We start from the raw sequence: 13212 nt of genomic DNA, 5'->3' as shown, positions 1-13212 counted from the left end.
CGCGGCCCCCCCCCCCCCCCCCCCCGCGGGGGGGGGGGGGGGGGGGGGGGGGGGGGGGGGGGGGGGGGGGGCCGGCGGGGCCCCCCCGCCCCCCCCCGGCCCGCCCCCCCCCCCCCCCCCGGGCACTCCCCTGTCTCCGGTGCTCCCGGGGCTACTTCACCCCGACCGCCCGGATGATCTCCTGCTTGACCGAGCCACCGCGGTCGTCGGACGCACCCGCCCGGAAGGAGATGTACTGCGCGTTGTCCGGCACCCGCAGCTCACCCGTCCAGGACGTTCCCTGCCACGACTTCTTGAGAGCGACCTTCTGCCAGGTCGTCCCGTCGTCGTACGAGACCTCCAGGAATCCGCCGCCGATCCTGCCGGTGTCGATCGCGCCCTTCACGTACTCGCCGAAGATCCCGACGGGCACCCGGCTTCCGCCCCGCACATCGCCCTTGAGGTCGGTGTCGACGTCGAAGCCGAGGTTGATGAGCGGAAGGGAGACGGTGGTGTTCTCCGCGGGCGCCTTGGAGCGGAAGGTCCACTCGGAGTGGCCCTTGGTCGAAAGACGCCAGCGCGCCGGGTCCATCGTGGTGTCGGTGACGACCTTGTAGGTCGCCTCCTCCGCCGGGGCGTCCCAGGCGTAGGCGCCCGAGCTCATCTTGCGGTCGACCCGGGTCCCGTTGACGTACACCTCGGTGAACTGGGTCTGCGAGTCGTCGCTCCACACGTTGCCGAAGCCCGTGTGGTCGGGGCCGGAGTCACCCCAGCCGGGGGTGTTGAACCGCAGCTGGTTGCCGGACCGCTCCTGGCCCCAGCCGAGGCCGGTGCCGAGCCAGGGGTGCCAGACCGGCTCGAACCAGTCGAGCGACTGGCTGCTGCCGCCCCGGTAGGAGTTGATGCCCGCCCGCTGCTCCAGGGAGTCGGCGAGGTCGACCGACTCGTGCCAGCCCTGGCCGGTGCCGGTGGAGACGTACTCGGTGCGCTCGGTCGGGTAGGCGATGTACTCCTTGAAACCGAAGCCGACCGGGAAGGTGTCGGTGATCGAGTAGCGGAACTCGCCGCCGAGCTCCTTCTTGCCGGTGGGCATGTGGAACGCGGACCGGATGGTGGCCAGTTCGTCCCTGTCGGGCCGGAAGACGAGGTCCTTGCCGATCGCGCCCGGGTGACCCTCGGAGAGGTCGTAGGTGTACGGGGTGAAGCGCGTGCCGGTCAGCTCGACGCGCTTGCCGCGCTCGGCAGCCTCCGAGAGCCGTACGGCGTCCGCGGAGTTGACGGTGGCGACGGCGAGCGGCCGGTCCTCGTACTCGGCGGTGCCGAACCAGGACATCAGCCGTCCGGGCTGGTCGTCGGTGACGAACAGCGCCGTGGCGCCCGCGTCCTGGGCGTTCTGCGCGAGCTGCGGGTTCGGGAGCGCGCCGGCCCGGACGAGGACGGCCTTGCCCTTGACGTTCTTGCCCGCGTACTCGGCGGCCGTGCCGGTGCCCGCGTCGACGACTCCGAGCCTGTGGTGGCCTTCGAGCATCGTGGTGCCGGCCTGCACGGTGGCGTCGGACAGCCGGTCGCCGTCGACGCTCGCCTCCAGGAGCGGCTTGCCGAGCCGCCACACGGTCCGGTACTCGAAGGTGCCGTTGGCGGGCTTGCGGGTGGGCGCGGCGAAGATGGAGTCGTACTTCATCGGCACCTGCACCGCGCCGCCGAAGGAGGCGCCGTGGGCGTCCCGGTCGAACTCCATGAGGAGCTGACGGGTCTCCGTCCGCTTCTCGACCTCGGCCCGGATCTCACGGAGCTGCCGCCCGTCGAGGGTGATCTCGCGGTCGCGGTCGAGGACGATCTCGGGGTCGGTGAGGAAGCCGAGGCCGAGGGAGTCCTTGCCCTTGGAGCCGCGGACGTCGAGGAAGGTGTCGACGGTGTACGTGTCGGGCTTCAGCCGGAGCTCGATCGTGCCGGACTCGCCGACGGCCACCGGGAACGGGTCGTGCCGTCCCTCGGCGAGCTGCTTGACGACGACGGTGCCGGAGGTGGGGGCGCCGTCGCGGTCCTTGACGTGGATCGTGAGGTTGTAGCGCTCCTCCTCCTTCACCAGGCCGAGCGCGGTGTGCGCGACGGGCGTGCCGGCGGCCGAGGCGACGATCCGGCCGGAGGCGTTGCCGACCGGGGCCTTCGTGCCGTCGCCGGTGACCGTGGTCTGCGCGGTGCCGTGGGCCGGGACGGTGAGGGTGGTGTCGGCGAGGGTCGCGACGCCGGCGGGCATCCCCTCGACGGCGAGGTCCAGCTCCACCGCGGCGTCGGAGTGGTTGGTGTACGTGACGGTCTTCGTGACCGGCTTGTTCTCCTCGTAGGGCCAGGCGAAGAAGCCGAGGTCGGCGGAGCCGGTGGCGGTGATGTCCGCGGCGATCGCGGCGGCCACGTCGACCCGGCCGGCGCCGAGCGCGTAGGCGGAGTCGGTGAGCGTCTTCGACGAGGACATCAGGGCGTTCTTCAGCTGCGCGCCGGTCCAGTCGGGGTGCTTCTCGGCGAGCAGGGCGGCGACACCGGCGACGTGCGGCGTCGCCATCGACGTACCGCTCATCGTCGTGTAGAGCCCGGTGCCCGTGACCAGCTGGGAGCGTGCGGCGAGGATGTCCACTCCGGGTGCGGAGAGGTCGGGCTTGAGGGCCTGGTCGCCGAAGCGCGGTCCCTGGCTGGTGAAGTACGCGGCCTCGTCGGCGGAGTCGACGGCGCCGATGGTGAGCGCGGAGTCGGCTGCGCCGGGCGAGCCGATGGAGCCGGGGGCGCCGCTGTTGCCGGCGGCGATGACGAAGAGGGCCCCGGTCTCGGCGCTCAGGGTGTTGACCGCCTGCGCCATCGGGTCGGTGCCGTCGCTGCCCTCACGCGAACCCAGGCTCATCGAGACGATCTTCGCGTCGATGTCCTTGGCGGCCCACTCCATGCCGGCGATGATCTCGGACTCGGATCCGGATCCCTCGTCGCTGAGGACCTTGCCGACGGCGAGGGTCGCGCCGGGCGCGACGCCCTTCTCCGCGGCGCCCTCGGAACCGGCGCCGCTGCCGCCGACGGTGGAGGCGACATGCGTGCCGTGACCGTTGCGGTCGGCGACCTCCTGGCCGGCGATGAAGGACTTGGACTCGCTCACCCGGTCCTTGAGGTCGGGGTGGGCCAGGTCGGCGCCGGTGTCGAGGACGGCGACCTTCACGCCCTTGCCGGTGAGCCCGGCCTCCCACGCCTTCGGGGTGCCTATCTGGGCGTTGGACTCGGCCATGGCGGCCTCGACCTTGCCGTCCAGCCACACCTTGCCGCCCGCGGAGCGGGTGGTGGGCGAGGTGAACGACCGCCAGAACGCGGCCGGGTCGGTCGCCTCCACCGCGGCGCCGCCGATGCTCGGCAGGGCGCGGACGGTCTCGGTGCCGCGCGGTGCGGCGGCGCGCGTGCCCTTGCCGTACGTGACGATCAGCGGCAGCTCGTCGGTGATGCCCTGCTCGATGAGGCCGCTGACGTCGAAGAGCCGGCGGTCGAGGACGCCGGAGTCCAGGTAGCCGCGCGCCTCGTCGGGGACGACCGTGACCCGGCCGTCGGAGATCTCGCTGCGTACGGCCCCGGTGGCGCCCTTGGCCCGGTCGACGGTGACGGTCTTCTTGCCGCCGCCGAGGTCGGTGACGGTGACCCGGTCGCCGGTGATGAGCGTGACGGTGGCGCTCCGGTCGGCGGCGCCCTTGAAGGTGTCGGGGACGGCGGGGGCGGTGCTTCCCCCGGCAGCGGCGGTCTGCCCTGCCGTGAGCAGCACCAGGGAGATGCCGGCGGCGAGCAGCCCGGCCCTTCCTCCTGCGGAAGGTCTGATCATCGACGCACTCCTCGACACCCGGGGGACGGGGTGGTTCCGGGCGTCGGCAGGAGTCTGGTCGGCACAGCGGTTGTTGAGTACAGAACAGCCTGGCGGCTATGTGCCGTGGCGGCCAACCGCCAGGTCAGGCGGTGGGGTTGAGTGCGTCGTATCGGCGGAAACCCCGCCTGTACAGGGCAAGTACGCCGATAGCGAGCACACAGGCGATACCGCCACCGGTGATGGCGACGGCCGGGGAGGTCAGATCGGCCACCGAGCCGGCGAGGAAGTCGCCGAGCCGCGGCCCGCCGGCGACGACCACGATGAAGACGCCCTGGAGCCGGCCGCGCATCTCGTCAGGGGCCGCGACCTGCATCATCGTGTTGCGGAAGATCATGGACACGGTGTCGGAGTAGCCGGCGAGGGCGAGCAGCAGCAGCCCGAGCCACAGGTTGCGGGTGAGCCCGAAAACGGCGATCGCGGTGCCCCAGCAGGCGACGGCGAGCAGGATCGCCTGTCCGTGGTGGCGGACGCGCCCCTGCCAGCCGCTGAGGACGCCGCCGAGGAGCGCTCCGGCGGCGGGGGCCGCGGCGAGCAGTCCGGTGGTGGTGGCGTCGCCGTCGTACCAGAGGACGGCGACGACGGGGAAGAGCGCCCGGGGGTGGGCGAGGATCATCGCGCAGAAGTCCGAGAAGAACGTCATGCGCAGATTGGGCCGGGTGGCGAGGAAGCGCAGCCCGTCGAGGACGGAGGCCCTCTTGGCACCGGTACGTTCGGGGAGCATGGCGGGCAGCCGCCACATCGCGTAGAGGGCGGCGGAGAAGGCGATGGCGTCGATGAGGTACGCGATCTGGAAGCCGCCGAAGCCGACGATGAGACCGCCGAGGCTCGGGCCGACGAGCGTGCCGAAGGTGGTCGTCATCGAGTTGAGCGCGTTGGCGGCACGCAGCTGCTCGGGCGGCAGCAGGCGCGGGATCATCGAGCTCCGGGCGGGCGAGTTGAGCGCGCCGCAGACGGACTGCAGGGCCACGATCGCGTACAGGAACCAGACGTGGTGGAACCCGGCGAAAGCGGCCGTGGCGAGGGCGGCGGACAGCACGGCGGAGCCGGTGGCGCTGGCGAGCCCGAGCTTGCGGCGGTCGACGGTGTCGGCGATGGCGCCGCCGTACAGGCCGAAGACGATCAGCGGGACGAGCGAGAACAGACCGACGAGCCCGACGGAGAACGGCGAGCGGGTGATCTCGTACACCTGGAGCGAGACCGCGAGCGCGGTCATGCCCTGGCCGACCCAGGAGACGGTGTTGCCGAACCAGAGGCGCCGGTAGTGCGCGGAGGTACGGAGCGGGGTGAGGTCGGCGAAGACCCGCCGGCGATCGGCCTGCTCGGCCTCTTCGGTGGCGCTCACGCGACGTCGAACCGGAGCTCGGGCCTGGCCCAGTGGACGTGCCCGGCCGGCTCGACGGTCCCGGTGCGGTGGGCTCCCGTCCGCAGGTAGAAGTCCTCGGCGGGCGGATGGGCGACGACCCGTATGGAGCTGAGCCCGGCGGCGCGGGCCTGGCCGATCATGTGCTCCATCAGCAGCCGCCCGATGCCGCGCCCCTGCGCCTCGTCGGCGACGAAGGCGAGGTCGAGCTCGGCCTCGTCGAGGAGGAGCGCGTAGAACCCGAGCACACGGTCCCGCTCGTCGACGGCGACGAAGACGGGGTGGTGCTCGATGTAGCTCCCTCCGACGACATAGCCGTCGACCATCGCGGCGTAGTCACCGCGATAGGCGCGGGATTTCCGCACGAGCTGCGTAAGACGACGCGAGTCGTCGGCGGTGGCCCGCCGGAGGCTGAGGGAGGACATGGATCGAGTATAGGGACGGGGTCGGGGGGTAGTCCTTACAGTTTCCGTGCGGGCCATCGCCCCGCCCCGTTGTGCCCACAAGCACGGCGCCTTACGAGACCGGTGCCCCCAGGACCCGCACCTCCCGCACGGCCGCCTCAGCCGACAGCCCGGCCCCCCGGGCCAGCACCGCTTCGAAGGGGGCCTCGCCCAGCAGCGCCCGGGCCGAGGCCGCGACCCGCTCCACGTCCCCCCGCTCCGCCGGAGGCAACGGCGCCCCGGTGGACGCCCGCAGCGCCCCCGCCGCGCCCAGCAGCACGGCCGCCCCCTCGCCCCGCCCGCCCAGGGCATGGGCACCGGCCAAGCCTTCCAGCGCCAGCGCGACCGCCCGCGGATCCCCGCTCGCCAGAGCCGTCGCGTAGCCCTCCTCGTGCAGCCCGAGCGCCCCCTCCACGTCGCCCCGCAGCTCCGCCGCGAAGCCCAGTTCGGCGAGGATCAGCGCGTTGGCTCCGTCGAGCCCGACCAGCCGGTGCCAGTCCAGGACCTCCCGCAGGTGCCCCTCGGCCTCCTCCAGCAGGCCCTCCCGGCGGGCGCCGAGGCCCAGACCGAGGACCGCGTTGATCTCGCCCGCCCGGAAGCCGACCTCGACGGCCTTCTCCCGCCCCGCCTGGTGGTACGCACGCGCCTGCCCCAGGTCTCCCATGAGGAGCGCGGTCCGGCCGAGCCCCGACAGCAGGTCGGGCACGTCGGTGGTCAGCCCGAAGCTCTGGGCCGCGTCCAGGGCGGCGCGCCTGAGCCGGGCGGCCCGCTCGTACTCGCCGCGGATCTCCGCGACCGTGGCCAACGGGTAGACGGACCAGAGCCCTGAGCATGCGTCGCCGAGCCGCGCGAACAGCTCGGCGCCCGAGGCGGCGTCGGCCTCCGCGCCGGCCAGGTCCCCTCTGAGGAGCCGCTGGACGGACCGGTCCGCGAACGCCGCGGCCTCACCCCACCGGTCGCCGAGTTCCCGGAACCCTTCGAGTGCCTCCCCGGTGAGCTGCTCGCCCTCGCTCTGCCCTCCGGTGCCGCACAGCGCGTGGGCCAGGAACCACCGCGGCCAGGGGGCGGGCGCCCCACCGGGTGCCGCCGCGTCGTACGCCGCGAGCGCCCCCTCGATCCGCTGCCGCCGGCTGGTCCCGTCGCCGCTCATGACCGCCAGACCGGTCCGCCAGACCTCGACCCTGGCGCGCAGCCGGGCGTCACCGCCGTCCGTCCCGAGGGCCGCGTTCACCGAGCGGATCGCCTCGCCGAGCCGCCCGCCCCGGATCCAGTACCAGCCGAGCGCGTCCACGAGCCCCAGCGCTTCCCGCGCCGCGCCCTGCTGCACCGCCCGGTCCAGAGCCGCGCGCAGGTTCGCACTCTCGGCGTCCAGGCGCGCCAGCCACGCGCGCTGTCCGGGCCCGCGCAGCTCCGGTTCGGCTGTGCGGGCGAGGCGCGTGTAGTACGTGAGGTGCCGTTGCCGTACGGCCTCGGTCTCGCCGGCCTCCGCCATCCGCTCCAGGCTGTACGCCGCCACGGATTCGAGCAGCCGGTAGCGCGGCCCTTCCTTTCCGTCGAAGGCGACGACGAGCGAGCGGTCCACCAGCCGTACGAGCAGGTCGAGTACGTCCCCGAGCGCGATGTCCTCGCCCCCGCAGACCTCCTCCGCCGCCTCCAGCGTGCAGCCCTCCGCATGCACGGCGAGCCGGCGCAGGACCGTCCGTTCGGGCTCGGTCAGGAGCTCCCAGCTCCAGTCGATGACCGCCCGCAGCGTCTGCTGCCGGGCGGGCGCGCCCCGCTGCCCGGCGCTGAGCAGCCGGAAGCGGTCGTCGAGCCGTTCGAGCAGCCGGTGGACGCCGAGCGCGCGCACGCGGGTGGCGGCCAGTTCGAGGGCGAGCGGGATGCCGTCGAGGCGACGGCAGACGGCCTCCACGGCCGCCCGGCCGGCTTCGTCGAGGACGAGTCCGGGTGCGGTCGCCGTCGCCCGGGCGGCGAAGAGCTCGGCCGCGCTGTCGGGTGTCAGCGGCGGGACGGCCCAGAGGGTCTCCCCGACGAGCGCCAGGGGCTCCTGGCTCGTCGTCAGCACGACGAGGCCGGGCGCGGTGCGCAGCAGCAGTTCGGTCAGCCCGGCGGCCTCGTCGATCACATGCTCGCAATTGTCGAGGACGAGCAGCAGCCGCTTGCCGCGCAGGACCTCCGCGATCCGCTGGGCACCATCTCTCGGGCCGTCCGGGAGGATGCCCCAGACGCCGTCGTCGCGCAGTTCGAGGGTTGCGGCCACGACCTCGGCCAGATCGCCCCGGGCTCCGGCGAGTTCGACGATCCAGGCGCCGTCGGGGAAGTCCTCCCGCGCTCGCCGGGCCGCCTCCACCGCGAGCCGGGTCTTGCCGACCCCGCCGGGTCCGGTGAGCGTGACGAGCCGTCGCGTGGTGAGCAGGCCGCACACCTCCGCGACGGCGGCCTCCCGTCCGACGAGCCCGGCGAGCGGCACGGGAACGTTTCCCCGGACCTCGCCGGCCGTGGGCGCGACGGCCACGGAAGCGCGGGCCGAGGCATGCGCCGCGGGACCGTGTCCGGGTGCGGCGGAAGCCCCCGTACCGGACGACGTCTCCGTCATCGGGCGCGCGGCCTCGGGTGCCGCCGTCACCGCGTCCAGGGCGGGGTCCTGGCGGAGCATCGCCCGCTGGAGCTCGACCAGTTCCGGGCTCGGGTCGAGGCCCAGGTCCTCCGCGAGGCGGACGCGCAACTCCTCGTATCCCGCCAGCGCCTCGCTCTGCCGCCCCGATCGGTACAGCGCGCGCACCTGCACGGCACGCAGCCGCTCGCGCAGCGGATGCCGCTCGACGAGCTCGGCCAACTCCCCCACCAGTAGAGCGTGTTCTCCGGCGGCGAGGCGCGCTTCCGCCGCCTCCTCATGGACGACGAGCCGCTCCTCCTCCAGGCGGTTCACGGCGGCCCGGGTGAACGACTCGTCCGCGAAGTCCGCGAACGCGGGGCCGCGCCACACCTCGAGCGCCTCGGCGAACAGCGCCGCCCGCCGCCCCGGGTCGGGTACGGCGCGGGCCCGGGCGGCGAGACCGGCGAACCGCTCCGCGTCCAAGGCGCCTTCGGCAAGTGCCAGTTGGTAGCCGGGAGCGCGGGAGACCAGCAGGTCGCGGCCGCCCGGCTCGGCCTCCTCCAGGACGCGTCGCAGCTGGGAGACCTTGGCCTGGAGGGCGCGCAGCGGACTGCCGGGCGGTTCGTCGCCCCACAGGTCGTCGACGAGACGGTGCGTGGCGACCGGCCGGCCCGTGTCGACGAGCAGCGAGGCGAGCAGGGCGCGCACCTTGAGCTCCGGGACCCGGACGGGTCGCCCGTCCTCGGTCCAGACGGCCGTCTCCCCCAGCACCCCGAATCGCATGGGGTCACCGTAACTCCCCGCCCGAACCGGGCCCGAACAAGACCCGAACCGAACCCGAACCGCCGTCCCGCAGAGTCTTCCTCGTCAGCAGGAAGCACCACCACCGAGGAGACTCCGATGGCCCGCTCCACCAAGCTCACCGGCAAGACCGCACTCGTCACCGGCGGCAGCCGCGGCATCGGCCGCGCGATCGCCCTGCGGCTGGCCGCCGACGGCGCCCGCGTCGCCGTCCACTACGCGAACAACGAGGCCGCGGCGAAGGAGACGGTCGCCGCGATCGAGGAGGCCGGCGGTTCCGCCTTCGCGATCCGTACCGAACTGGGCGTCCCCGGCGATGCCGAGGCGCTCTGGAAGGCCTTCGACGGGCATGCCGACGGCGTCGACATCCTCGTCAACAACGCCGGAATCGCCGGCGCCGGCACGATCGACGAGGTCGAGGAGGCGGACTACGACCGGGTCTTCGCGGTCAACGCCAAGGCGCCGTTCTTCATCGTCAAGCACGGCCTCGGCCGGCTGCGGGACGGTGGCCGGATCATCAACATCTCCTCCGGTGTCACGAAGGTCGCCTTCCCCGGCATGACGTCGTACGCCGCCTCCAAGGGCGCGGTCGAGGTGCTGACCCTGACCCTCGCCCAGACCCTCGGCGCCCGGGGCATCACCGTCAACGCGGTCTCCCCCGGCACGATCGAGACCGACATCCACCCCTGGATGGCCGACCCGGCCGCCAAGGCGCACGCCGCCGGCTTCTCGGTCTTCAACCGGGTCGGGCAGCCGGGGGACGTGGCCGATGTGGTCGGCTTCCTCGCCTCGGACGACGCGCGCTGGGTGACCGGCCAGAACATCGACGCGAGCGGCGGCTCCGGCCTCGGCCTCTGACCCCCGTCGTGCCCACTCCCCTTCCCGAAGGCCTTCCCGAAGGACGCCGTCATGCCCCGCCACACCCTGCTCGTCCTCGCCCACCCCCGTACCGACTCCCTGACCGTCCAGGTCGCCGACCTCGTGCACGCCCGGCTGAAGGACGGAGGAGAGACCGTCGACGTACTCGATCTGTACGCCGAGGGCTTCGACCCCGTCCTGCGGCCGGCCGACGAGCCGGACTGGGAGAACCGGGAGAAGGAGTACTCCCCCGAGGTCCACGCGCATATGGACCGCGTCCTGGCCGCCGACGACATCGTGATCGTCTTCCCGGTCTGGTGGATGGCGCCGCCCGCCGTCCTCAAGGGGTGGATCGACCGGGTGTGGAACTACGGCTTCGCCTACGGCCGCAGCAGGCCCCGGCTGGCCGCGAAGCGGATGCTGTGGCTGGCCCTGATGGGCAACGCGGAGGCGGAGATCGAGGAGTTGGGTCTTTCCACCGTCCTGGACCTCCAACTGCGGGTCGCGGTCTCCCTGTTCTGCGGGATCGAGGACTCGTCCGTCGAGATCGTGTACGGCACCGAGCTGTCGGGGGTGCCGCGCGCACTGCGCCCGCAGCGGGTGCGGGAACTGCTGGAGTCCGCCGAGGAATCCCTGAACGGAGCGCTGCCGCGATGACCACCACCCACACCCCCGCGTCCCCCGCCGAGGCGGCGCCGGCGAGGGCCGGCGCCCGCCAGTGGCTCGGCCTCGCCGTCCTCCTCCTGCCGGTCACCCTGATGACGGCCGACCTCGGCGTCCTCTGGCTCGCCATCCCCTATCTGGCCGCCGATCTGCGGCCGAGCAGCGCCCAGCTGCTGTGGATCACCGACATCTACGGCTTCCTCACCGCCGGCACCCTGGTCATCATGGGGACGCTCGGCGACCGCCTCGGCCGGCGCAGGCTGCTGATGGCGGGCTCGGCCGGCTTCCTGCTGGCCTCGCTGCTCGCCGCGTACGCCCCGAACGCCGAGACACTGATCGCGGCCCGCGCCCTGCTGGGCGTGGCGGGAGCCGCCGTACTGCCCTCCACGCTCGCCCTGATCAGCCACATGTTCACCGACGCACGGCAGCGGGCGACCGCGATCGCGATGTGGGTGACCGCCCTCTCGGTCGGCCTGGCGATCGGCCCGATCGTCGGTGGGGTGCTCCTGGCGTCCTGGTGGTGGGGTTCGGTGTTCCTGATCGGGCTGCCGATCATGCTGATCGCCCTGGTCACGGCGCCGGTGCTGCTGCCGGAGTACCGCGATCCGGGGGCAGGCCGGATCGATGTGCCGAGTGTGGCGCTCTTCCTGCTGGCGGTCCTGCCGCTGGTGTACGGGGTGAAGTCGGTGGCCTCGCACGGTCCGACGGCGGAGGCGGCCGCGGCCTTCGCCGGCGGTATCGCCCTCACGGTGCTCTTCGTCCGCCGCCAGAACCGGCTGGCCACGCCACTGCTCGATCTGCGGCTCTTCCGCGACCGCGCCTTCACGGGGGCGCTGCTCACCCTGCTGCTCGGCATGACCGCGCTGAACGGGGTGGAGTACCTGGTCCCGCAGTACCTCCAGGCCGTCGCCGGCCAGTCGCCCCTGGAGGCCGGTCTGTGGCTGCTGCCGGGGGCGGTGGGGCTGATCGCCGGATCGCAGCTGACCCCGCTGCTCGCCCGCCGCTTCCGCCCGGCGTACGTCCTGATCGGCGGCCTGCTGGTGTCGCTGGCCGGGTACGCGGCGATCGCCCTGGCCACCGGGGTCGAGGTGGCCTCCCTGGGGCTCGCGGTGATCATGTTCGGGGCTGCCCCGATCAGTGTCCTCGGCACCGCCCTGGCGGTCGGCGCGGCTCCGCCGGAGAAGGCGGGCGCGGCGGCGGCGACCGGCCAGACGGCGTACGACCTGGGTCTGGCCCTGGGGATCGCGGTGACCGGCAGCGTGGCGGTCGCGGTCTACCGTGGCGGCATCCCGGGCGACGCCCCGGCCGCGGCGCGCGAGTCCCTGGGCGCGGCGAGCGCGGTGGCAGACGGGGGGCTGCTGGCGACGGCGCGGGAGTCCTTCACCACGGCGCTGCAGTCGGCGTCGGCGCTGAGCGCGGGCTTCGCGCTGCTGACGGCGGTGCTGGTGGCGGTACTGCTGCGGAAGGTGCCGAGGATCACCTCGGGCGACTAGGGCGTGTCCGGCCTTGAACCGCCGGACACCCCTGGGAAGCGGCACGGGACGGGCGGGGCCTGTCCCGCGGGACAGGCCCTTCGCCTTTCGGGCCTTACTCGCAGGCCATCAGGTCGTCCGGGTCGACGCTGTCGAGCCGGGCGGCCAGCTCGTTGAGCCGGGCCCGCAGGACGCGCATCTCGTCCAGCTCCATGCCCGTCGCCGCGGCGATGCGCTTCGGCACGTCGAGGGCCTTCTCCCGCAGCGCGGTCCCGGCCTCGGTGGGGCGCGCGGTGACCGAGCGCTCGTCCTCCGCGCTGCGGCGCCGCTCGACGTATCCGGCCGCCTCCAGCCGCTTGAGCAGCGGGGACAGGGTCCCGGAGTCGAGACGCAGATGCTCGCCGATCCGCTTGACGGGCAGCTCGCCGTGCTCCCAGAGCACCAGCATCACCAGGTACTGCGGGTAGGTGAGCCCGAGCTCCTTGAGGGCGCCGCGGTAGACGCCGTTGAAGGCGCGGGTGGCGGCGTGCAGCGAGAAGCAGATCTGGTGGTCGAGCCGGAGGAAGTCCTCGTCCCGGGTCGTGTCGAGAGTCTCCATGCCTCCAGGGTACGGGACACCCCATCGCAAGCCATTCAGTTGTACACAACTGAATTGCACGCTACCTTGGTGAGCACACCCCGACCTGAACGGAAACGAGGACCCATGAACGCGATCTACACCGCCGTCGCCACCGCCAACGGCCGCGAGGGCCGCGCCGTCAGCTCCGACGGCCACATCGACCTCCCCCTCGCCCACCCCCAGGCCCTCGGCGGCAACGGCCAGGGCACGAACCCGGAGCAGCTCTTCGCCGCCGGCTACGCGGCCTGCTTCGCGAGCGCCATGGGCCTGGTGGCACGCCAGGAGAAGATCGACATCAAGGACGCCTCCATCACCGCCGAGGTCTCCATCGGCAAGGACGAGACGGACGGCGGCTTCGGCCTCGCGGTCGTCATGCGCGCCGAGTTCCCCGACCACCTCCAGGGCGAGCCGGGCCGCGAGCTGCTCGAGAAGACCCACGCGTTCTGCCCGTATTCCAAGGCCACGCGCGGCAACATCCAGGTCGAGCTCGTCATCGAGTAGTCCCGGCACCCCCGCACGACCTAGGGCCCGTACG

The 13212-nt window shown here is 73.1% G+C and carries 9 protein-coding genes; 4 read left to right on the top strand and 5 right to left on the bottom strand.

Annotated features, from left to right (window positions below):
* Positions 1-151: 151 nt before the first annotated feature.
* The 4 genes from ACFVZW_RS34845 to ACFVZW_RS34830 form a co-directional block, all read right to left on the bottom strand.
* The gene (locus ACFVZW_RS34845; protein ID WP_384530170.1) at positions 152-3823 is read right to left on the bottom strand and encodes a S8 family serine peptidase; all 3672 of its coding nucleotides are present in this window, start codon (positions 3821-3823) and stop codon (positions 152-154) included.
* A 124-nt stretch (positions 3824-3947) separates the two neighbouring features.
* Positions 3948-5207 carry an MFS transporter gene (locus tag ACFVZW_RS34840; RefSeq protein ID WP_384530168.1) on the bottom strand — a complete coding sequence of 420 codons (1260 nt, stop codon included), beginning with the start codon at positions 5205-5207 and terminating at the stop codon, positions 3948-3950.
* Positions 5204-5650 (bottom strand): GNAT family N-acetyltransferase, encoded by a 447-nt coding sequence (locus tag ACFVZW_RS34835; protein ID WP_384530165.1) that lies wholly within the window; start codon positions 5648-5650, stop codon positions 5204-5206. The genes ACFVZW_RS34840 and ACFVZW_RS34835 overlap by 4 nt, the downstream gene beginning before the upstream one ends.
* Before the next feature lie 91 nt (positions 5651-5741).
* Entirely contained in the window at positions 5742-9047 is a 3306-nt protein-coding gene (locus ACFVZW_RS34830) for a BTAD domain-containing putative transcriptional regulator (RefSeq protein ID WP_384530162.1), read from the bottom strand.
* Between the two features lie 117 nt (positions 9048-9164).
* Here ACFVZW_RS34830 and ACFVZW_RS34825 point away from each other — a divergent pair, with 117 nt between their 5' ends.
* The 3 genes from ACFVZW_RS34825 to ACFVZW_RS34815 are packed head-to-tail and all read left to right on the top strand — an operon-like array spanning position 9165 to position 12079.
* Complete coding sequence (locus ACFVZW_RS34825; protein WP_384530159.1) at positions 9165-9923, top strand: SDR family oxidoreductase; 759 nt, start codon at positions 9165-9167, stop codon at positions 9921-9923.
* A gap of 51 nt (positions 9924-9974) precedes the next feature.
* Positions 9975-10580 carry an NAD(P)H oxidoreductase gene (locus ACFVZW_RS34820; protein ID WP_384530156.1) on the top strand — a complete coding sequence of 202 codons (606 nt, stop codon included), beginning with the start codon at positions 9975-9977 and terminating at the stop codon, positions 10578-10580.
* Positions 10577-12079: an MFS transporter gene (locus ACFVZW_RS34815; protein ID WP_384530153.1), complete on the top strand. Its 1503-nt coding sequence runs from the start codon at positions 10577-10579 to the stop codon at positions 12077-12079. The genes ACFVZW_RS34820 and ACFVZW_RS34815 overlap by 4 nt, the downstream gene beginning before the upstream one ends.
* Before the next feature lie 94 nt (positions 12080-12173).
* Here ACFVZW_RS34815 and ACFVZW_RS34810 read toward each other — a convergent pair whose 3' ends face one another.
* Positions 12174-12656, bottom strand: a complete 483-nt coding sequence (locus ACFVZW_RS34810; RefSeq protein WP_384530150.1) for a MarR family winged helix-turn-helix transcriptional regulator — start codon at positions 12654-12656, stop codon at positions 12174-12176.
* A gap of 105 nt (positions 12657-12761) precedes the next feature.
* Here ACFVZW_RS34810 and ACFVZW_RS34805 point away from each other — a divergent pair, with 105 nt between their 5' ends.
* Complete coding sequence (locus ACFVZW_RS34805) at positions 12762-13178, top strand: organic hydroperoxide resistance protein (protein WP_376437590.1); 417 nt, start codon at positions 12762-12764, stop codon at positions 13176-13178.
* Positions 13179-13212: the final 34 nt, after the last annotated feature.

The organism is Streptomyces sp. NPDC059567, assembly GCF_042735655.1.
Taxonomy (GTDB): Bacteria; Actinomycetota; Actinomycetes; order Streptomycetales; family Streptomycetaceae; genus Streptomyces.
The sequence above is the reverse complement of the archived record's forward strand: the minus strand, read 5'-3'. Positions and strand labels throughout refer to the sequence as shown.

Excerpts from the sequence above, each read along its gene's own strand:
- ACFVZW_RS34810 (WP_384530150.1), bottom strand. The coding sequence starts at position 12,656 with ATGGAGACTCTCGACACGACCCGGGACGAGGACTTCCTCCGGCTCGAC.
- ACFVZW_RS34825 (WP_384530159.1), top strand. The coding sequence starts at position 9,165 with ATGGCCCGCTCCACCAAGCTCACCGGCAAGACCGCACTCGTCACCGGC.
- ACFVZW_RS34805 (WP_376437590.1), top strand. The coding sequence starts at position 12,762 with ATGAACGCGATCTACACCGCCGTCGCCACCGCCAACGGCCGCGAGGGC.
- ACFVZW_RS34845 (WP_384530170.1), bottom strand. The coding sequence starts at position 3,823 with ATGATCAGACCTTCCGCAGGAGGAAGGGCCGGGCTGCTCGCCGCCGGC.
- ACFVZW_RS34830 (WP_384530162.1), bottom strand. The coding sequence starts at position 9,047 with ATGCGATTCGGGGTGCTGGGGGAGACGGCCGTCTGGACCGAGGACGGG.
- ACFVZW_RS34820 (WP_384530156.1), top strand. The coding sequence starts at position 9,975 with ATGCCCCGCCACACCCTGCTCGTCCTCGCCCACCCCCGTACCGACTCC.
- ACFVZW_RS34835 (WP_384530165.1), bottom strand. The coding sequence starts at position 5,650 with ATGTCCTCCCTCAGCCTCCGGCGGGCCACCGCCGACGACTCGCGTCGT.
- ACFVZW_RS34815 (WP_384530153.1), top strand. The coding sequence starts at position 10,577 with ATGACCACCACCCACACCCCCGCGTCCCCCGCCGAGGCGGCGCCGGCG.